This is a genomic window from Candidatus Hamiltonella defensa 5AT (Acyrthosiphon pisum), from assembly GCF_000021705.1.
GTDB classification, from domain to species: Bacteria; Pseudomonadota; Gammaproteobacteria; order Enterobacterales; family Enterobacteriaceae; genus Hamiltonella; species Hamiltonella defendens.
Window position 1 is genome coordinate 556,646 of sequence record NC_012751.1, and the last position, 19,010, is coordinate 575,655.

Here is a 19,010-nt window from a genome sequence, read left to right on the forward strand (position 1 = left end):
AAAATAAAACTAAAGTGAATCCTTATTTTTGCAAAATAAATAAAAATTTTCATGATTGACTTTCCCTTTCAGTGAAATATTTTTTTGATCGCTCGCTGATATGAAATGAATTTGATCAGGATATAAATGAATATTATTCAGTCTGACTTTTTGATTTCCATTTTGAATATCAGTCCAACTGAGTCGAATATTACCTGTGTTTTTTAATTCTACGCCATTTGTCGTACAACGATGCTTCCAATCAGGCTTGATTTTTTTTGGTAAATGCCGAATTAATCCCATATAACTCAGTTTCACACTGAGTACCGCATTCATTTCCGAACTACGCAATTTCATAGAGGTTTTTGGTATTACAGCTAATCGATAAAGCTGTTCTTTTTCTGGTGCTTTTAATGTTTTTAAATAAATTTTGCCAACCTGTTGCGGACCTAAAGTGAATTTTAAGGGCGCCGCATATAATAAAGGCGAATTTATTAAACCTATTGGCGTTAGAGATTCTTCTAATACACCTGGATTATTTAAATAATAAAGTTCCACCAAAACATATTCGACATGAGGGCTTTTATTAATGACTTCAAAAAAACTCTGCTCGTTTTTTATTTCTAAAATATGAGGTTGTAACTCTATTACTGCTGCACTATTGATAGAAAATGTCATCAAAAAAAATAATCTTTGATATTGATACTTAAGAGCAGTCAATTTGAACATCTTCATTAAAAACTTTCCCTGTCAATTTTTTAATCCGAGGCAAAGTAACCGGGGTTCCTGGATAAACGTTTTGTGTCTCAGAAATATGCTCTTTATGATGAGACTTTAAATGACGAAATGGGCTTTGTACTGTTCCGGTTGTGGTCAATTGAATCCCTTTCCCTTTTAGGCATTGATATTCCCATCCTCTTTTCTGTAGTGATTTTTCAGGCAAATAATGGATTAAAACGCCATAAGCAATCCCGACAGTCAATGCCATCTCTTTTTTTTCATCTCTGGTGCCTGTGATCCTAGTTTGTGTCACAGGAGTAATATAAAGTCGATATAGCGTCTCTTGCTCTGGCGATTTTAAAGGGATCAAATGAATATCACGCTCTTGTTTGGGCCCCAAACTCATGCGAGCAGGATTAAACATCATTTGAGGATGGGGTATTTCCCCGATAAGGGTTTGTGATTCAGGGGTATGGCCCGGGTTTTCTACACGATACAGTTTTGCTTCTAAATAAAGTGAGGCATCACCTTTATTAAAGACTTTAACGGTTTGACCTTTCTCTAAGGCTTCTAGGTTGATTCTACTCGGAATGGCTATCAATTGTGCGTTTGAATGAGCATTTATAAAACAGGATAAAAAAATAAGCGGCTTCCATTTTATATTCATAAATTTTCCTTATGATTCGTCGTTTTCTGACATTGGTAATAATGTTCTGTATGAGTTTTGAGATCACACAAATAATCAAATTCATGACTTTGAACCTGAAGATCTTTTAGAAATACATCAGAGTGAATAGAAAATAACCCATTTGGATAAACCAGATCTCCTGTTTCTTTAATTGTACCGCTGATCGGTTTTTTTTGTTCATCGATCAAAAAACCGTTGTACAGCAAGCTTAATCTGACCTTTGCTTCAGCTGAAAAAACTTGACCAGGATGAGCACGCGTAATACGAACAGGTAATTGAATATCCATATCCATATCCGTATTCTCATTTTGTGCACGAGCAAAGAGCGCGTCTCGATATTTTGAGATGGGAATGGCATAAAGATGACCTCCCCAAATAGGCGAACCCTCGACCTTTAAGCGATAAGGTGTGTCTGGCACAGAGGGGGCTTTAACCAAGAGCGCAACGCCACTGGTGCTTCTTTGTCCAAACGCGATGCCGCTCTGATTCATTGCAAACATGCCGTCATAATGAAAGCGAGCATGATATATTTTGTCATCTATCCCCGCGCTGAGCGATGAGTTGCCTCGAGTACCATGATGCTGGACATAGCCGGAAAAATTCGGTCTTTTTCCAAGCTGAGTGCCTGTGATCCCAAAGGTACTTTTTCCATACGCATGCTCAATTTCCTTTTGATAGTGAGCACTCAACATCCATTCTCGATCTCGATAGCCGATATCAATATTGGCATGACTTTGAGTCAACGTCAGAACAGTATTGATAAATAAGCTTATATGATTGTCTGCCTGTCCTGCTGATCTTTTATTGGAACGAGATTTTTCAACATCTACAGCAAGACTCATATTAAATTTTTGGCAATTCCATTGCCAATAACTCTGTATTTGATGCTGGCTCTGTCTGCTTGAACCTTGCCAATGATAGGTGATTTGTACATCACCCAAATGCCGGCTGTATGACAGATATTGGCTCTGTTGCCTTGGCGCATAAACGGAAATATAGGGATGTTGATAATAAGAGAGGCTGATATAACCGATGACGCTGTTACCCACATTCAGACGTGTATAATGCCCAAAACCTTTTTCTCCTCCCATAACACCTAATGTGGTGTTGATCTTTATTCCGTTCATCTGGGTAGAACGCGATATATTGCCTTCCGCACCCCATTGGTGGTGATCATCTCCCAATACGGTTCCATTGAATTGAAACCCAAATTTCGGTTGACTTAGGCTTAATTGCACTAAATTTTTTTGTTTTGCCAAGCGTCACAAACCAGCCTTTTGCAGCCTGATAATCAATGTTACTGATGGTCACCTTCTCTTTAGTGATTTCTCGCCCCGTATTATCAACCAAACGAACATCTGCACTGTAATAACCTGACGGCAATTGATTGTAACTAATGCTATTTCGGCCTATCTGCGCCGGAATTTGCCTAATCAAGCGATTATCCCTATAAATCTCATAATGCCCTGGGCTGCTGGCATAAAGAACCAAAGAGTCTTCTGAATCGATCTGGTGTGATAAATAATGCTGGCTTCCAAAAGTCATAAATTGATCTAACCAAGGATTGGTAAGGGTCTGAATACTTCCAGCGGAGGCATCTAAATTATTTTTTTGCCCGAAACGTAAATACGTTTTCGGAAAATTTTTTTGTAAATACCAGCTCCCAAAACCTTGATGGCTATCGGCATGGTTTTTTCTGTGCCATTGATGATAAAACCAGTTGATATAACCAAAAGATTGGCCTGGCAAGCCAAAATATCCTTGGCCTTCAGCGGAAAGAGCCCGGTAATGATTACTGGCCGCACTGATATCAAACGACTGGTTATGCACCAGCCCCCAAGTTGTTTCAGGCATCACCGTCTTTTGATGGTGAGTGATGCTTAAAGATTGATTCAATTTATCGAAGATGACTCGATATCCCATCAATAGAGTCTCACAGCCATGAGCGCATTTGTGATAGGGCAGTTGAAATAGAACCTTTTCTAAAATTTTGATGGTTGAATCGTTTAATCCATTTTCTTGAAATTGTTTTTTATCAAAAATCAGTTTTTGCGATGCTTTTGAAAAATAAAATTTACCGGGCAAAATCTCGGCATTCAAAATGCCTAAAAATTCCATATTCATTTCTTGTTCAAAAGGCGAAAACCCTTTAGGGACTAAATATTCAATTTTAATCTCTGATTTTGTGTGCTCCGAAAATATAAATAATAAAAAAATATAAAGTGCTTTTTTAATATATAAAATTTTTTTATTCTTCTCCCTGTTTTTTTTATTATAGGAATTCATCCTTTTTTATTTCCAGAATAACTCGCTTTCAAAAATAATGACTGAAAAAGCAGACAATACCAACGCCTGCTTTTATATATTAGATGCTTTTTTAATGATAAAAAATGTAGTAATATAAATTTAATGAAATAAAAATCAAGATAAGAATGATTTACATCATTAAGCCACTTCTTCAACTTTTAAGATCAACTCACCTGAATAAACCCCTACTTTTTGATTTTCAGTGACTTTAGCTATTATCTTTAATAAACCTTCAATTTTATTATTATCAGGTGTGAATTCGATAGGATTATTTACAGTGAGATCTTGACCTTTAAATAAAACCCGCGCATCTCTAATTTCATCCTTTTGTCCCTTTTTAGTTAATTCTAAAACTAACTCTTTAGAAAGAGAAATTTTAAATCTATGGCCAGAATCGTAACCCAAGGTGGATATGGTGGCTGCTTGAGAAGTTTCATAAAGAAGAGGAGTTTCCAGGCTGGGTGTTAAACTGAGATTTTCTATTAATGCAGATGAACCGGCGCGTGCTATTTTCATATCCAGCACAGGTTTAATACTTGCCTTGAATGTAATTTTTTGTTCTTTAGCCTGAGTTCGAAGAGCGGTTGCTTGAACAAAAGTGGTATTTAATAAAATATTTAATGCAAAGCAAAACATCGTTAATTTTTTCACATTCGATCCTGTAATATGATTTAATAAATAAATAGATTAATTGAAATAATTAAAATATAAAACACACGTCTCCATTTTTTATATTTTAATAATCGAAAACTATATTATAAATATTTTTTATTTCAAGTAGAATTTGAAAAAACCAATTCATTTTTTAAAATGATTTTTGTTATATAAAAAACAATTAATTTAATTTATTTTATTTGAAATAAAAGATGAGTTTGTACACTCAATGAATTTATTTTTAGCAATATAAAAATGTATGAAATAAGTATTTCAAAAAAATTGAGGAGCAAACACTTTTACACTCAATAGATCTCTTTCAAAATCGATGGGGTGCGATGACTGTAGACCATGCATTTAATGTGTTGATTGTTCTGTAAATCAGCTGCTTTTAGAACCGGCTGGTGTGATGGTGCCTGATTTTTATGTTCATTAACGTACGATTGGCATGCGCTTTAAAATATGGCGCGACAATGGGTTGTTCTCGAACCTCCTTTTACGGATTTCGGAAAAATGTCTTTTTTAACGGTGTCATAAATATAATCTATATAAATAATAAGGTTTTATACTGATAACAATAAATCACTTTTTCTGAGAAAATCATGTCAGAACTTAAACTTTTTTCAGATAATAATAGAAAATCATTGATATTTTGAAATAGCACAACAATCAAATTATTGTTTTTTTATAATTAAGAGATTCATACAATTATGACAATAAATACTTCACACTGTTCGACACAGATGCCTTCAATGAATGATTGGAGCGATTTGTCAGCGACTGAATCCAGCATCTCAACTGGGTGTAGGCAACCGCCTTCCCCTCAAGAGTCTGGTTTTTGTTCATGGGTACGTAATTTACTTAACTATTTAACCGGAACTTTCGGTGAGAAATTGAGTTGCTCAAAATTAAATTCTGCTTTGAATGATATTTTCAGCCCAGAAAATGGATGGGTACATAAAGGTCACTTTGAATATGGTGGAACTAACCAAGTTGGCTACCGGAGCAAACAAATAGAGGGTGTTATCTATATTGTCTCTGCGCCATGCCATGATTTGAGTAACCCTGACACTCAGCAACATGTCTTATCAGGGGGTCGCAATGCTGCACAAATGCTCAGTGAAATCAAAAATACCTATCCCAATGATGAAGTCAAAATCTTAATTCCTGTTGCGCAAAGCAATAAATTTGGGTTTAGTGAAAAAAGAGGACATTTTGTCTTACTTGAAGTCGATATGCAGGAAGGTAAGTGTCAATCGGCCAAAATCCATGATTCTAAAGGTGGCTTACTTGATACGGTTTATCGTGGCGCAAAACATTTAAAAAAACAGTTATTGGCAGATAAAAATCTCAGTTTAACAAAAAATTTTGCCATCAATACCGAATATCATGGTCACCAATCCGTATTTAATGGTAATGATTGTGGACGTTATTCGGCTTATTATGCAAATAAAATTATTGAAAAGCGTAATTTATCGGAAGCGACAGATGCTCGACCTTTTTTTGAAAAACACCTCTAACATTGGTAAGCCAACAACCTAAATCAGCACATTTATGAATGACCAACTTTCAGCAAGGTGAACCACTTTATCGTGCTTTCTCTGCTGAATACCGAGCTTAACCTTTGAAATATTGAGTTGAGTTTGAGGGCGGGTTTTTGAAAAAGCGTTGACTCATTTAGAAGTATACATATAATGCGGCACAGAATCGATTTAGTAAACATATTAAAAAAGTGACTCTAAAGGCGAGTTTTGGTTTCTCAGTGCTTTGCATACTAGTATTGTATCAATCTCATCTACTGAAAATATACTCTTGTGTTTCGTTAGAGCAAGTTAGATTCAGCGTTCTTGATCTGATTCTTCAGAAGCCTGCAGTATCCCTTTGTAATATGTTCAATTGCGATTTTTATCTCAAAAAAGTGGGCGATTAGCTCAGCTGGTAGAGCATCTCCCTTACAAGGAGGGGGTCATCAGTTCGAATCTGGTATCGCCCACCACTTCTTAAATTATTTGGGTCGTTAGCTCAGTCGGTAGAGCAGTTGACTTTTAATCAATTGGTCGCTGGTTCGAATCCAGCACGACCCACCAATTAAAACAATGAGTTACAGTTGATTACATCTTATGTAACTTTCTTAAGTGTCATATTAGTGACATCAAACCCGAGTATCCCATCAATGTTTTTAGCGTGTTTTTGCAAGTGTGCAGGGGATAAATGAGCATACCTTTTCACCATTTGTATGCTTTCCCATCCTCCCATTTCTTGCAATGCTGATAGAGGGACACCAGACTGGATTAACCAACTTGCCCAAGTATGCCTCAGATCATGAAATCGAAATCCTTCGATCCCTGCTTTCATCATGGCAGACTTAAATGCTTTGTTAGCATCAGTTCTCATTGGTATCATATCAATCACGCCGTTTAATTTTCGCTCTCTGACAAAAACATACTGCCTATGTCTACCTATCTGAGCATGAATAATTTGACAAGCTGTATCATTGAGCGAAACGCCAATTGCTCGAAAATTTTTTGACTGGTCAGGGTTAATCCAAGCTACCTTACGAACCAAAGCAACCTGTGACCATTCTAATTCCAGAATGTTGGATCTTCGCAAACCAGTAGCCAGAGCAAATGTTATTACTGGCTTGAGATAATCAGCTGCATTATCAATTAAGGCATGAGCTTGCTCTTTTGTAAGCCACTGAATTCTAGATTGTCTAGGGGGTAACGCTTTTATATATGGTGCATTTTTCAACCATCTCCATTCATTTGTAGCTATTTTCAGTAAAGCACGAATAAAAGCTAAGTGAGCATATAGTGAGCCAGGTATGATGCAGGTTGAATTGCAAAGAAATTAAATGAATTTTGTTGAAAGGTGTTGACGGGGTACAATTTTGCTTGTTGACCCTGAAGCGTTTAAACTCGACTTAAAAAGGAGATGCAACAATGGGCCAGGTTGCATTTGATACTCAAGAATTCGTCGAAACCCTTGAAAACGCAGGGTTGCCGAAAGAGCAGGCCAGAGCGATTTCTATCGCTGTTCGCAAGTCACACGAAGTGGCGGATGTAGCGACGAAGACCGATATCGCTGAGGTAAAACGCGATTTAGAAGACATGCGTAAGGATTTATCTGCTGAGATTGCAGAAGTTCGTAAGGACATGGAAAATCGGTTTGACAAACTGGGGTTACAATTAACAGTCAGATTAGGTGGTATGTTAATACTCGCAGTAGGTGCGCTTACAGCTATTCTCAAACTTGTCCTCTAAATTAACCCTCAAAAAGGGATGTCATCGTCCAATTGATGTGATGTCGCACTTTCTGTTTGACTTGCTAACGGTTGATTTTGCTGAAGTTTATTTTCCTGCTTACTGGAAAAATCCATCTCGTTAACTAGAACAACAGCGGTTGTTTTTTCTATGCCGTCTTTGCCAGTCCAGCTTTCGAGCAAAAATTGCCCAATCACGGTCACTTTGGTTCCTCTAGTCAGATAAATGGGCAACTTTTCAGCTTTGACACCAAACATCCGACACTGCACCCAAGAGATTTTCTCATGCTCACCGTATCCTTGCTTGACAGGTAAAGAGAATGTGGCAATCAGTTTACCGTTTGCGGTGCTACGAGTCGTACAGTCGCCGCCAAGATTGCCGGAGAATATCACGGTGTTTATTGTCATTATGTTGTCTCGCTTATGATTGATGATGTCAATCAACTTTTTTCTATGACATCACAGGTAGTGGCAACTAGGTTAAGAAACACTTTTCTTCTTGCTCGAAGTTGATTAGTCTCTTCTTCGTAATCTTTGCGATACAACCTATGCGAGATTAATTGCCGATGCTCAGGAAAGTCGCTGCAATAGCTGACAAAATCAACCCAATTCCTACCCGTACAGTCAAGATGTCCGATAAGTTGCCATTTGTAGGACGGGTCAAAAGAGCCACGTTGCAAAGTAGCAAAATGCACGGGGGGGGCCAGTCACTGACTTGATTTCTATCACACCATCGCGTTCTACAAGGCCGTCTGGACTATCGCCATAATCACCGAGGTCGAAAAATTCGCAATGGGTGACATCAACATTCCTCTCAATCTCATAGAGCATTCTAGCCATCGGCTCTTGTTCATGACCGCGCTGCAGGTGCTCATTAGTGAAACTGAATTCGGATTTTTTACCTTTGATAATCTCAAGGGCAATTTGTAGTGCATATCGCTTTGCCGGTTCACCAAACGCTTTTCACCTATTTGCCATAACACAGCCAAATTGAGACGCCGTCACTTTTCCGCTTCTCAATTCGTTCCACACCTCGGTATTTTGCGCGACGTCATGCCAAATCATCACTCTGGCCCCTCGTTGTCAGCATCCTGGCATCGCATCAGATACAGAATTTGCGCCGCTGTCTGCATAACGTCATAGAGCGCGTCATTAAAGCTATCAGTCGTTTCCAGTGCCAGCAGTAAAGCATCATATTTTTCACCTGACTTTGAACCAGAAAATAGTTGAGCAATATAGGGATTAGTCAAGCGCTCGTATAAGTATTCCCCCTCTGGTATACATGCCTCTACTTCCTCGATTGTTAAGTGTTTCATCGCGCGAAGAATTTCATTTTCAGTTTGAATGTCCATACTGCTTCCTTCTTCGGCGATAGCGGTTGTTAATCCTGGGTTACATGCCTTATTCAGCTACTTTGTAGCTGATGTCTTCATTTCGCATGACATATTCGTATTGGGCCGCCATATTCACCAAGTCGAATGGCAATAATGCAAGATGGGGGTATTTTTCTAATGCCAATTTCCATGCTCGATATCGACAGCCTGCGGTTTTTTGAGTAAGCCACCTGGCAACATCACCGTCACACAAAGATTCATACAAATCTTTTGCATCTTCGATACAGATTTCTTTTTCTTTTACCGTTAATTCATCTACAGCATTAAATATCGGGTTTTTTGTTCATGTTTCCATCATTGAACCTTTGAATTGGTGTATAAAACATTTGTAATGAATGCACCTCTGTACGAAGTGCATTGGTTATAAATATTTTATTGTGCATCATTGCCGCCCATCCTTAGCCCGCCGAGCACCCGACGCAGGGTTTAAAGTCGCGCCGTTCGACTATGTTAAAATAATTACCTGCACACCTTATCGGTGTACGCCAGTTCAATTTGTTTATGAACTTGTGTTCAAAGTTCTTGCCTGGTTTACAATCCAAGCCATTTAAGCCAAGCGTCTCGCTCTTCTGCAGGACGGTTAAAGTAGGCTTCTCGTACTATGCGGTTGAATTCTGAGATGACTACCCAGCGTTCACCAACACGCGTCGCAGCTGCTTCAAGCGGATATTTAACTTCGTAGTCATTCTTAATCATCCGATCCCCATCTACTTCAAAGTGCTTCTAGGTCGCTCTAAGTCACTTAAAGAATAAAATCTGGTATTCTTCTTGATGGTGGCATTTGTTGAAAATTATCTAGTTTCACGTGGATTTTTAATCATCTTTATAGAGGGCTTACTTGATTCGATAGTTAACCCTGAACCCAGAAGTCACTTATAAGTGACTTATAGTAGAGAATAGACTTCTAATGAATACCTTTTCAATAGATCACGGTAAAAAACTTAAAGCAGTAAGACTGAATGAGGGTATGACACAAATTGAATTTGCTCATGTACTTGGCATTGGATTAGGGACAATCAAAAACTATGAGTCAGGTATAAGAGGTGTAGGTTTGGTTATTTTAGATAAAGTAACAAATCATCCAAAATTTAGTAAATATACGCTATGGCTAATGACTAACTCTACAGCCGTAGAATACGGCCAAATTGCGCTAGATCTTCCAGAAATTAAAGCAGATAAAGTAAAAAAAGACGGCAAGCTATCAAGACAAACAGAAGAGGTCGTTGACCAGATATCATCACAAAAACCTAATATGCAACTAATAATAAGTTGCATAGAAAACCTTGATAATGATGAACTAAACCAACTTGCCAAGGTGCTTTCTCGAAGAGGATCTATGCTTTTGCTGGAGTTACTAGACCCAGGTAATCAATCACTTTTGAATTTACCAGAAAAGAAAAAGCGGGCAGCCCTGCGACTAGAATCTATGGGCGAGGAGCAGTTCAGAGAGATTTTATTCAAAATTGAGGGAAATACAGCTTTACCTCAAGAAGAGATAAATGTATTTACAAAAAAAACAGCTGGTTAACATATCCCCATCTTCGGGTAATTATCTGGAGATGGGAGTTATATTAAGCTAATAGTTTATCTAGTTCACTATCTGAAAGATAGGTATAGCGTTTAATATTTTCTCGTGCTACACCATCAGATAGAAGCTGTCTTGCCAGTTGGCGAGTAGCTTCTTTAACGCCATCCTGTCGGCCTAGCTGATAGCCTCTAGCCTCACCTCTGGCTTCACCCTTAGCTTCTAACTGTTCTGCAATCGTCATAAAATCCTCCCGGTAAGTCGGTGCCTTTTCCGCAAGGGTTCGGATAAATCCCTCGCCGTCAATCGTATTTCCTACCTGAGCTATATAATATAATAAACTCTTGCATTGTTCTTTAGAATACTGCCATCTTTCTATTAGATTAGCTAATTCTACGGCAAGTTCCAACATATCTCGCGTTCGGATGTGCTTTTGTACCAGTTGCAGGAGTGCTACTCGGCGGTGTGTCAGGATCTCCTCATCCGGTATCGTGGTAATATCAACCAGCGGGAATGCTTGCTGATATACCGTAGCTGCCAATTCTGGCTCACAGAAACAGTCTAACCATTTAGTGCTATAAGGATAGTGCGACGTTGTGCCATGGTAAAACAGGAGGGGGATGACTACCGGCAATGTGTCGTTACCTTGCTCTAAATGGCGCTGCATGGCGGCCACCGCATAACGCATCAAACGAAAGGCCATTAGCTTTTCTGGTCTGCTCTGATTAGGTAAGCAGGCCGCAAGTGCCCACTCCCTCAAGAACCGTACGTGCGAGTTACCCCGCATACGGCTCACGCAACTTACTCACTTCAACATTTTTCCTTTTTTGCTATGTAATTGTCTGTGGCAATTAGCATGTAACAATCTTAGATTAGCCAGCTTGTTGTCACCCCCTTCAGCTTTAGGCTGAATATGATGAACATGCAATTGTTCACCATTGTCCAACTCTTGATCACAGAGAGGACAATAACCTTTCTGTCGCTTATAGAGGTTAACTTTGACACCGTAAATAAAAGGCTGTTTACGTGCCTGCCTATTACGCCAATAGTCACGCAATTCCGGATTGTCGGGGGAAGCATTTTTTGGAACTAGCCAATGACGCTGTATTTTTGTCCATGCATGCTTCCAAAGAAATCCACCGGTTGATTTATCCATAAATACTGAATAGTCTTCTCTACCTGGTATCTTGCCTAAGTAGTGTTTTCTTCGCCACCACCAGTGTTTATTGGGATGACGTCGATACAAATATCTACGTTGGCGGATCCACATCCATTGGTCTAATGCACTGAATGTTCTTTTTGAAGCACCAATACGATAGTAATTACACCATCCTATTATCTTGGCATTCAGTTGTCTTATTCCTTCTTGTGTCGGCATACCGATAATACCTTTCCAGGTCATTCTCATTTGCTGTTTGTACCTTTTCATCGACTCCTTTGAGGGCTTCGTTAACAATATATATCCCCGTTTTCTGTGGCGATTGTCATAATGTCGTATATTAAATCCCAGGAAGTCGAATCCTTCCTTCAAGTGTTTGATACTGGTTTTTTCTTCAGAAAGAGCTAACCCTCTCTGAGCTAACCAAATTTGCAACTTTATTTTGGCAGTTTCGCACTCTTCACGGGATTTACCGAATACGACAAAATCATCCGCATAACGAACTACTGCATAAGGTTGCCCTTGTTTTGGCGTGCCGTTTTTCCAGTATTGAATACCCAGTAAGGTCTCCATTCCGTGGAGTGCAATATTGGCCAGTAGTGGACTGATAATCCCGCCTTGCGGAGTACCTGCAACATTGGGTATATAGTTGCCATGTTCCAGCACACCGGCTTGTAACCATTGTTTAATCATGTTTCTTTCGGGGAATCCCCCGATTTTTTTTATGAGAAAATTATGGTCAATGTTGTCAAATGCGCCTTTAATATCTGCATCTAGTACCCAGTGCCGTGTCCCTCGTGCTCTGGCAATACAGAAAATTTTTTGTATTGCGTCATGGGCACTTCGCCCCGGTCTAAATCCGTAGCTGACTGGTTCAAATTTTGCTTCCCAATAAGGTTCCAGCGCCGATTTAACTATCGCTTGTCTACAGCGGTCGAGAATGGTTGGGATCCCAAGAGGGCGTTTTTTTCCATTCTTTTTTGCTATGTAAACTCGTTTTACTGGATAAACCTTTTCTGAAGTTGTTTGGCTTAATAACTTATAAAGATGTTCTCGTCCTTTATGGTCATTAATTACCTGATTATCTACTCCAGCCGTGTGTTTTCCCCGATTGACCTGAGTGGCTTTCCTGATAGCCAGAAGATGGTTAGCTCTTGATTTCATCATGAGTTTTTGCAGATTTCTGACTTTCTTTAAGTCACCTGTTGCTGAAGCCCTATATATTCTTTGCCTTAGATTATTAATCATGGCTGTCACAACACGCCAGTTAATAGCATGCCATTCCAGTTGTTGTTCATAGTTTTGATTTATTACGTTTGCCATAGGCATCTAACTCTTCTAAATCAATTCATAACCTTGGTAAAGGATTATATGGGTAAGTCACCCGTTCCACGTCAGCCTCTTTTCAGAGTAAAGTAATTACCTCTATCAATCCTGTTATGATTTCCAGTTGCCTTTCGGCTGATTGCCTTCGCTTTTTGGAACGTCTTATGCCCACTGTCTCTTAGTATTTACATCAACACTAAAAGATTAATGGGGTTACCGTGTTTCACACCATGAAGATACATTGAGTGGGCTGCCTCCTCTATGCCGGGGAACGGGATCCGTCGTAAAGAACGAACACTCTTCTTTACCCGTTTCTAACTGTCGTTAAACTTCCCCATAACACGTCACATCTGATTTCGTGTTTTACTTGCTTACGACATTTTAATAACGGAGATTCACTTTATTCAACCCATTTCAGTTTTGCCTTGCCCCTATTTCTTATTCAGCTTAATACTTTAGTTAGGCTTTCATTCTCGCTTAGCACAAGAGAATTACTCCTCTTGCACCGAGTAAGTGGCAATAAGGTTTCGGATCAACCTTACCCTTTTTCAAGGGACTTCTGTGGTGCAACTTTCACGTCGCACATGTTCATCAGTATAAGGCAACAAAGATAGGTAACGTGCAACCTTGATGGCTTGTGCAAGCTGGCGCTGATATTTAGAGCAAGTACCTGTGATACGACTGGGAACAATTTTGCCACTTTCAGTGATGTAATTTTTCAACATGATAATATCTTTATAATCAATTTGCTTTACGCCTTCTGCGGTAAAACGACAGAATTTTCTGCGGCGAAAATAACGTGCCATGAGGCTATTCTCCAAAATTTATGAACTTTATTTTTTCAGCATGCAGCACCAATTTATCACGGATTTGATGGCAGCTGACAAAGCCTTCTATAGTTAGTTGAGTACCAAACCTGATGTTCTGAGTGTGTTTTTTTAACTCATGACCACTCGCCACAACAGGAATACGACACCATGTTTGTCGGTATAATCCCGCTTCCTTTTGTTGAGAACGATGCTCAAGCAAAAACTGACAATGAGGAATGCCAGAAGGGCTGACTTTTTGTATCGGAGCTTTACATACAGTACCAGACAAGAGCCACTTGTTTGTCGTCAACAAGGTCAATTTTCTTCAGAAAATTCATCTGTTTTCTTATCAAGATCCTCTTTATGGTGATCCTTTTGGTTGTCCTCAGATCCTGATGTTGTTAACTCAACGACTTCACGACGTTCGTCTTTCATTTTTATGATAGGCGATTCTTCAGTCACCGCATGGTTCATACGTTTTATAAGATTACGCATCACTGCATCATTGAAACGAAAATTGGTTTCCAATTCATTGATGGCGTTTTGAGGGGCTTCAACGTTTAATAAAACATAGTGTGCTTTATGTAATTTATTAATCGCATAGGCTAACTGTCGCCGGCCCCAGTCTTCAATACGATGAATCTGCCCCCCTGATTGAGTGATCACTGTACTATAACGTTGTATCATTCCGGGCACTTGATCACTTTGATCCGGATGAACCATAAATACAATTTCGTAATGACGCATGGTGTTGCCCCTTTTGGATTATTAAGCCTCTTGCTAAAAAACCAACCGCTGTTCATAGAGGCAAGGAACTTTGTTGATGGGTGGCTGAAAATAGCGCACCACTATACTTGCCGGTATGCATAAATTCAAGAATGGAATCAATTTATTTGAAAAGAAGTCGATGTTTGCTTTATTAACCTGTTAATGAAATAAGAGCACGCCTGACCGGACGAAAACTTCGTCTATGTTGTTCTGTTGGACCAAGAAGCGCCAATTTTTCTAAATGAAAAGCCGTGGGATAACCTTTATGTTGAGCAAATCCATAACCAGGAAACACCTTATCTAAGGCCTCCATTTCTCTATCACGTGTCACTTTGGCTAAAATAGAAGCCGCGCTGATCTCTGGAACCTTGCTGTCTCCCTTAACGATAGAGGATGACGGTATGGACAAAATCGGGCAAATATGACCATCAATTAATACATGATCAGTTTTGATGCCAAGAGCGTTGACTGCCCTTTGCATGGCCAGTAAGGTGGCATGAAAAATATTGATTTCATCAATTTCTTTTGACTCAGCACGACCCAGACTCCAAGCCAAAGCTTTGTGCGTGATCTCTTCATATAATGCCATCCGCTTTTTTTTACTCAATGTTTTTGAATCAGCCAAACCGATAATCGGATTTTTAGGATCCAGGATGACCGCTGCAGTGACAACCGGTCCCGCCAATGGACCCCTGCCTACTTCATCGACACCTGCAATCGATTGAGCTTCAGGATAAATAAAATCAGATGTCATCATTTGATGAGAGCCAGAACAGCTTGCGCCGCTTTTTGATTTGCTCCACAACGGAGACTTTGATGTAAAACTAAAAAACGTTCTTTTAACATTTGGACGTTTTTCCCTCCCTTCAGTAAAGGTAGTAATTCATTGCTTAATTTTTGAGGATCACAGTTTTTTTGTAATAATTCTGGCACTAATCTTTCTCCCACCAATAAATTGGGTAGTGAAAAATAAGGAGTTTTGACAAGCAGTTTTGCAATCCAATAGGTCAAATATTTTAAGCGGTAACTGACAACCATAGGGCATTTTGCCAACATTGATTCCAGAGTAACTGTCCCTGATGCCAATAGCGCTGCATTACTGGCCTCTAGCACTAACCTGGCTTGGCCATTAAAAAGATGCATAGAAAAGTGGGGAGCTATTTTCGCTTGAATACGTTCAAACTGTTTTCGCCGTTGATTGTTGGAAAGCGGCACCAGCACTTTTAATTGAGGCAGTTGTTGATGCAAAAGCATCGCCGTGCGAATAAAATCAGCGCCCAGCAAAGCCAACTCTGCCTGCCGACTACCGGGAAGCAAAGCCAAACATAAGCTGTTTTGATCAATTCCCAAAGCCATTCTTGCTGCTGATTTGTCTGGTATTAAAGGGATTTCATCGGCCATCATATGACCAACAAAATAACAGGGGATATTAAAACGATCGTAAAATTGTTTTTCAAAGGGAAACAGCGCCAATACCATGTCGGTCGCTTGAGCAAGACTAAAGAGACGATTTTGACGCCAGGCCCAAACAGAAGGACTCACATAATGAAGAGTGCGAATCCCTTTTTGTTTTAATTTTTTTTCAAGCCTGATATTAAAATCAGGGGCATCAATACCAATAAATATATCGGGACGAAGCATCATAAAACGACGAGTTAAATCTCTTCGAATATGAATTAAACGAGGTAAGTGATGCAACACCTCAAGTATGCCCATGACGGAAAGCTTTTCCATTTCATACCATACTTCACAGCCCTCAGCCTGCATTAAGGGGCCAGCAACCCCGACAAAAGATACATTGGGAAACTGAGCTTTCAGTGCTCGTATCAATCCTGCTGCTAAAATATCGCCTGAAGCTTCACCTGCAACCAATCCAATCGTGAATGAACGATTTTGCATTTTAACGAACAATTCCACGGTTTTTATCAGAATTAAGATCGATTTGATTTAAAAAATTCAAAAGTAATATAACGACAGGATGTAACTCCGCTAACTTAGCGAGTTCGAGTTTTGCATCCTCTAAACTTTTACCCTGCTTATATAGCAGCTGATAGGCTCTAAGGATGGCTTTGTATTTTGCTTCAGAAAAATGGCGTTTTAGTCCTACAGTGTTAGGACCAACAAGAGAGGCATGATTACCTTGAGCCAGTATAAAAGGCGGAATGTGTTTTACAACCGCAGAGCAACCCGCCAACATTGCATAGCTGCCTACCTTGCAAAATTGGTGCACAGCCGAAAGGCCACCAATAACCGCATGATCGTGTATTTCAACGTGCCCCCCCAAGGTTGTACTATTAGCTAAAATACAGTGGTGACCAATGAGACAGTCGTGCGCAACATGCGTGTTAAACATCAATAAATTATGATTGCCAACACAGGTTACACCCTCTCCCTGTTCAGTGCCCCGATGAATAGATACACTTTCTCGAATTAAATTCGAGTCACCAATTTCAACCCTTGTGAATTCACCTTTATATTTTAAGTCTTGATTCACTTCACCAATAGAACAAAATTGATAAATGACATTGTTTTTTCCTATTTTAGTTATACCATTAATCACAATATGAGATTTTAATTCTGTACCAGAGCCGATTTCTACCTGTGATCCAATATAACAGAAGGGACCAATATGAGCGCCCTCATGAACAATCGCACCTTTTTCAACAATACTGGTTGGATGAATAAAAGTTTTTTTTTGAATCATTTATTATACCTCTCGACTGCGAGCGCACATCATCGTAGCCTCACAGACAAGCTCTTCATCCACTTTAGCAACACCAGTAAAGCGGGCACAGCCTAGCCTCTCATTAAGAAAATTGACTTCTAATATCATCTGATCTCCTGGGTGCACTGGACGTTTAAAGCGGGCCTTCTCAATGCACGCAAAATAATAAATTTCACCAGATTGCAATTTACCTTTGCTTTTAAAGGCTAAAATTCCTGTAGCTTGGGCCATGGCTTCTAAGATTAACACGCCAGGAAAAATAGGTTTTTTGGGAAAATGTCCTTGAAAAAAGGGCTCATTAAAAGAAATATTTTTTATGGCACGTAAGGATTTATTTTTTTTTAAATCTATCACACGATCTACCAATAAAAAGGGGTAACGATGCGGCAATAAATCTAAAATTTCTCTAATATCTAAAATATCAGTATCAGTTGTCAAAGTACTCTTCCTTCTCTGGAAACTGAGATTATCAACAACACAGCCCGAGATGATCATGAAAAAGATTTTAGGCAGGCCGCAAATTTAAAATTCATAATTTTTTATTAAAGATTAAACAAACATATTAATTTTGTCTGAAATTCACTCCACCACAATCGGTAACGAGTTATGTTATGACTACAAGGGTAGGATAAATCCTCTCAATGTACCTTTATTGATTAATCTGTTATAGATTGCCTATCTATTTTACGCTTTAAAGATTTTAGGCGTTTATTCATACTATCAATCTGCATCACCAACGCCGCTGTTTTGCGCCAAGCCTTATTAGATTGTAATGGAATACCTGAAGAATAAATGCCTGGCTCAGTAATGGGCCTCATCACCATTGCCATGCCGGTAATCACGACTTTATCTGCAATTTCCATATGGCCATTGATGACACTGGCGCCTCCAATTTGGCAATAGCGCCCAATTTTAAGACTCCCTGCCATCACAACACCACCAGCAATGGCGGTGTAGTCTCCAATCGTCACGTTATGTGCAATTTGACATTGATTGTCGATGATAACACCATTCCCAATAATAGTATCTCCAAGTGTTCCTCGATCAATACTGGTAGATGCACCAATTTCTACTTCGTGACCAATTTTTATTGAGCCAAGTTGAGCTATTTTAACCCACTTCCCTTTGTTGTTTGCATAACCGAAACCATCCGAACCAATGACCGCTCCTGATTGAACCAAGCATCTTTCTCCAATTTCAACATCATGATAAATAGACACATTCGCCCATAAACGAGTACCTGACCCAATATGAACATTTTTGCCAATAAAGCAGCCTGCACCAATCACTACTCCATCTTCTAAAACAACACCTGATTCAATAACAGTATTTGCTCCGATACAGACGTTTTTCCCCAAACGAGCCGTCGGCGAAATCACTGCCTGTGGCTCAATATTTTCTGCTGGTGCAGGGGTAGTATCCATTATCTTAGATAAAAGGGCATAGGCCAAATAAGGATCTTTCACCACTAAGGCGGACGTATTACAAAACGGTAAATCAGATTCCGTTAGTATAATTGCAGCGGCTTGAGAATCAGAAAGGTACTTTTTGTAAGGTTTGCTGGTTAAAAAGGTGATTTGATTTTTTTGGGCAGATTGCAAAGGCGCAATACTGGTAATGATCATATTACCGTCCCCTTGCAATTTCGCATTTAATTGATTCGCTAAATCAGATAATAAAAAATGAGGTCTCAT

At 39.3% G+C, this 19,010-nt stretch carries 24 protein-coding genes and 2 tRNA genes; 5 read left to right on the forward strand and 21 right to left on the reverse strand.

What is annotated here, in order from left to right; all coding sequences use genetic code 11:
* Positions 1-9 precede the first annotated feature (9 nt).
* The 5 genes from HDEF_RS02745 to HDEF_RS02760 form a co-directional block, all read right to left on the reverse strand.
* A complete protein-coding gene (locus tag HDEF_RS02745; protein ID WP_234809440.1) occupies positions 10-708 on the reverse strand; it encodes a hypothetical protein in 699 nt (232 codons plus the stop codon).
* Positions 686-1,366 (reverse strand): fimbria/pilus periplasmic chaperone, encoded by a 681-nt coding sequence (locus HDEF_RS02750; RefSeq protein WP_015873136.1) that lies wholly within the window; start codon positions 1,364-1,366, stop codon positions 686-688. The genes HDEF_RS02745 and HDEF_RS02750 overlap by 23 nt, the downstream gene beginning before the upstream one ends.
* Entirely contained in the window at positions 1,363-2,646 is a 1,284-nt protein-coding gene (locus HDEF_RS10855; protein WP_171770462.1) for a fimbria/pilus outer membrane usher protein, read from the reverse strand. Before HDEF_RS10855 ends, HDEF_RS02750 begins: the two co-directional genes overlap by 4 nt.
* Positions 2,561-3,511, reverse strand: a complete 951-nt coding sequence (locus HDEF_RS10860; RefSeq protein WP_425475046.1) for a TcfC E-set like domain-containing protein — start codon at positions 3,509-3,511, stop codon at positions 2,561-2,563. The genes HDEF_RS10855 and HDEF_RS10860 overlap by 86 nt, the downstream gene beginning before the upstream one ends.
* Before the next feature lie 321 nt (positions 3,512-3,832).
* Positions 3,833-4,345: a hypothetical protein gene (locus HDEF_RS02760; RefSeq protein WP_015873138.1), complete on the reverse strand. Its 513-nt coding sequence runs from the start codon at positions 4,343-4,345 to the stop codon at positions 3,833-3,835.
* 923 nt (positions 4,346-5,268) lie between these two features.
* Here HDEF_RS02760 and HDEF_RS02765 point away from each other — a divergent pair.
* The 3 genes from HDEF_RS02765 to HDEF_RS02775 all read left to right on the forward strand — a co-directional run bounded on the left by HDEF_RS02765 (position 5,269) and on the right by HDEF_RS02775 (position 6,435).
* Positions 5,269-5,868: a hypothetical protein gene (locus tag HDEF_RS02765; RefSeq protein ID WP_234809441.1), complete on the forward strand. Its 600-nt coding sequence runs from the start codon at positions 5,269-5,271 to the stop codon at positions 5,866-5,868.
* A 400-nt stretch (positions 5,869-6,268) separates the two neighbouring features.
* Positions 6,269-6,344 (forward strand) — tRNA-Val (locus tag HDEF_RS02770).
* 15 nt (positions 6,345-6,359) lie between these two features.
* A tRNA-Lys gene (locus HDEF_RS02775) sits at positions 6,360-6,435 on the forward strand.
* Positions 6,436-6,466: 31 nt separating this feature from the next.
* Here HDEF_RS02775 and HDEF_RS02780 read toward each other — a convergent pair.
* The gene (locus HDEF_RS02780; RefSeq protein WP_015873141.1) at positions 6,467-7,099 is read right to left on the reverse strand and encodes a site-specific integrase; all 633 of its coding nucleotides are present in this window, start codon (positions 7,097-7,099) and stop codon (positions 6,467-6,469) included.
* A gap of 191 nt (positions 7,100-7,290) precedes the next feature.
* On the opposite strand from HDEF_RS02780, the gene HDEF_RS02785 reads away from it, so the two are divergent.
* A complete protein-coding gene (locus tag HDEF_RS02785) occupies positions 7,291-7,611 on the forward strand; it encodes a CCDC90 family protein (RefSeq protein WP_015873142.1) in 321 nt (106 codons plus the stop codon).
* An 8-nt stretch (positions 7,612-7,619) separates the two neighbouring features.
* Here HDEF_RS02785 and HDEF_RS02790 read toward each other — a convergent pair whose 3' ends face one another.
* The 5 genes from HDEF_RS02790 to HDEF_RS11285 form a co-directional block, all read right to left on the reverse strand.
* Positions 7,620-8,018, reverse strand: a complete 399-nt coding sequence (locus tag HDEF_RS02790) for a single-stranded DNA-binding protein (protein ID WP_044612452.1) — start codon at positions 8,016-8,018, stop codon at positions 7,620-7,622.
* A 252-nt stretch (positions 8,019-8,270) separates the two neighbouring features.
* Positions 8,271-8,534: a YqaJ viral recombinase family protein gene (locus HDEF_RS13710; protein WP_171770495.1), complete on the reverse strand. Its 264-nt coding sequence runs from the start codon at positions 8,532-8,534 to the stop codon at positions 8,271-8,273.
* A gap of 140 nt (positions 8,535-8,674) precedes the next feature.
* Positions 8,675-8,962, reverse strand: coding sequence for a hypothetical protein (locus HDEF_RS02800; protein WP_015873144.1), 288 nt, complete (start codon positions 8,960-8,962; stop codon positions 8,675-8,677).
* 49 nt (positions 8,963-9,011) lie between these two features.
* Complete coding sequence (locus HDEF_RS02805) at positions 9,012-9,209, reverse strand: hypothetical protein (RefSeq protein WP_015873145.1); 198 nt, start codon at positions 9,207-9,209, stop codon at positions 9,012-9,014.
* Positions 9,210-9,535: 326 nt separating this feature from the next.
* Positions 9,536-9,700 carry a Cox family DNA-binding protein gene (locus HDEF_RS11285; protein ID WP_086934975.1) on the reverse strand — a complete coding sequence of 55 codons (165 nt, stop codon included), beginning with the start codon at positions 9,698-9,700 and terminating at the stop codon, positions 9,536-9,538.
* Positions 9,701-9,911: 211 nt separating this feature from the next.
* Here HDEF_RS11285 and HDEF_RS11290 point away from each other — a divergent pair, with 211 nt between their 5' ends.
* Positions 9,912-10,532: a helix-turn-helix domain-containing protein gene (locus HDEF_RS11290; protein ID WP_015873146.1), complete on the forward strand. Its 621-nt coding sequence runs from the start codon at positions 9,912-9,914 to the stop codon at positions 10,530-10,532.
* A gap of 43 nt (positions 10,533-10,575) precedes the next feature.
* On the opposite strand, the gene HDEF_RS02820 is transcribed toward HDEF_RS11290, so the two are convergent.
* The 10 genes from HDEF_RS02820 to lpxD form a co-directional block, all read right to left on the reverse strand.
* Positions 10,576-11,289, reverse strand: coding sequence for an Rpn family recombination-promoting nuclease/putative transposase (locus HDEF_RS02820; protein WP_425475047.1), 714 nt, complete (start codon positions 11,287-11,289; stop codon positions 10,576-10,578).
* A 45-nt stretch (positions 11,290-11,334) separates the two neighbouring features.
* Entirely contained in the window at positions 11,335-13,017 is a 1,683-nt protein-coding gene (ltrA, locus tag HDEF_RS02825; RefSeq protein ID WP_015873148.1) for a group II intron reverse transcriptase/maturase, read from the reverse strand.
* A gap of 545 nt (positions 13,018-13,562) precedes the next feature.
* Entirely contained in the window at positions 13,563-13,820 is a 258-nt protein-coding gene (gene rpsR / locus HDEF_RS02830) for a 30S ribosomal protein S18 (protein WP_015873149.1), read from the reverse strand.
* Between the two features lie 4 nt (positions 13,821-13,824).
* Positions 13,825-14,136, reverse strand: a complete 312-nt coding sequence (priB, locus tag HDEF_RS02835) for a primosomal replication protein N (protein ID WP_234809443.1) — start codon at positions 14,134-14,136, stop codon at positions 13,825-13,827.
* Positions 14,137-14,138: 2 nt separating this feature from the next.
* Positions 14,139-14,570, reverse strand: coding sequence for a 30S ribosomal protein S6 (rpsF, locus tag HDEF_RS02840; protein ID WP_015873151.1), 432 nt, complete (start codon positions 14,568-14,570; stop codon positions 14,139-14,141).
* Between the two features lie 172 nt (positions 14,571-14,742).
* On the reverse strand, positions 14,743-15,345 hold the full coding sequence (gene rnhB / locus HDEF_RS02845) for a ribonuclease HII (RefSeq protein WP_015873152.1): 603 nt from the start codon (positions 15,343-15,345) through the stop codon (positions 14,743-14,745).
* Complete coding sequence (gene lpxB / locus HDEF_RS02850; RefSeq protein WP_015873153.1) at positions 15,345-16,490, reverse strand: lipid-A-disaccharide synthase; 1,146 nt, start codon at positions 16,488-16,490, stop codon at positions 15,345-15,347. The genes rnhB and lpxB overlap by 1 nt, the downstream gene beginning before the upstream one ends.
* Position 16,491: 1 nt before the next feature.
* Entirely contained in the window at positions 16,492-17,295 is an 804-nt protein-coding gene (lpxA, locus tag HDEF_RS02855; RefSeq protein WP_015873154.1) for an acyl-ACP--UDP-N-acetylglucosamine O-acyltransferase, read from the reverse strand.
* A gap of 3 nt (positions 17,296-17,298) precedes the next feature.
* A complete protein-coding gene (gene fabZ / locus HDEF_RS02860) occupies positions 17,299-17,754 on the reverse strand; it encodes a 3-hydroxyacyl-ACP dehydratase FabZ (protein ID WP_040056059.1) in 456 nt (151 codons plus the stop codon).
* A gap of 218 nt (positions 17,755-17,972) precedes the next feature.
* Positions 17,973-19,010: a UDP-3-O-(3-hydroxymyristoyl)glucosamine N-acyltransferase gene (lpxD, locus tag HDEF_RS02865; RefSeq protein ID WP_015873156.1), complete on the reverse strand. Its 1,038-nt coding sequence runs from the start codon at positions 19,008-19,010 to the stop codon at positions 17,973-17,975.

Excerpts from the sequence above, each read along its gene's own strand:
- HDEF_RS02800 (WP_015873144.1), bottom strand. The coding sequence starts at position 8,962 with ATGGACATTCAAACTGAAAATGAAATTCTTCGCGCGATGAAACACTTA.
- HDEF_RS02745 (WP_234809440.1), bottom strand. The coding sequence starts at position 708 with ATGTTCAAATTGACTGCTCTTAAGTATCAATATCAAAGATTATTTTTT.
- lpxB (WP_015873153.1), bottom strand. The coding sequence starts at position 16,490 with ATGCAAAATCGTTCATTCACGATTGGATTGGTTGCAGGTGAAGCTTCA.
- HDEF_RS02750 (WP_015873136.1), bottom strand. The coding sequence starts at position 1,366 with ATGAATATAAAATGGAAGCCGCTTATTTTTTTATCCTGTTTTATAAAT.
- HDEF_RS11285 (WP_086934975.1), bottom strand. The coding sequence starts at position 9,700 with ATGATTAAGAATGACTACGAAGTTAAATATCCGCTTGAAGCAGCTGCG.
- lpxA (WP_015873154.1), bottom strand. The coding sequence starts at position 17,295 with ATGATTCAAAAAAAAACTTTTATTCATCCAACCAGTATTGTTGAAAAA.
- rnhB (WP_015873152.1), bottom strand. The coding sequence starts at position 15,345 with ATGACATCTGATTTTATTTATCCTGAAGCTCAATCGATTGCAGGTGTC.
- HDEF_RS02785 (WP_015873142.1), top strand. The coding sequence starts at position 7,291 with ATGGGCCAGGTTGCATTTGATACTCAAGAATTCGTCGAAACCCTTGAA.
- rpsF (WP_015873151.1), bottom strand. The coding sequence starts at position 14,570 with ATGCGTCATTACGAAATTGTATTTATGGTTCATCCGGATCAAAGTGAT.
- HDEF_RS02790 (WP_044612452.1), bottom strand. The coding sequence starts at position 8,018 with ATGACAATAAACACCGTGATATTCTCCGGCAATCTTGGCGGCGACTGT.
- HDEF_RS10860 (WP_425475046.1), bottom strand. The coding sequence starts at position 3,511 with ATGAATATGGAATTTTTAGGCATTTTGAATGCCGAGATTTTGCCCGGT.
- HDEF_RS11290 (WP_015873146.1), top strand. The coding sequence starts at position 9,912 with ATGAATACCTTTTCAATAGATCACGGTAAAAAACTTAAAGCAGTAAGA.
- lpxD (WP_015873156.1), bottom strand. The coding sequence starts at position 19,010 with ATGAGACCTCATTTTTTATTATCTGATTTAGCGAATCAATTAAATGCG.
- ltrA (WP_015873148.1), bottom strand. The coding sequence starts at position 13,017 with ATGCCTATGGCAAACGTAATAAATCAAAACTATGAACAACAACTGGAA.
- rpsR (WP_015873149.1), bottom strand. The coding sequence starts at position 13,820 with ATGGCACGTTATTTTCGCCGCAGAAAATTCTGTCGTTTTACCGCAGAA.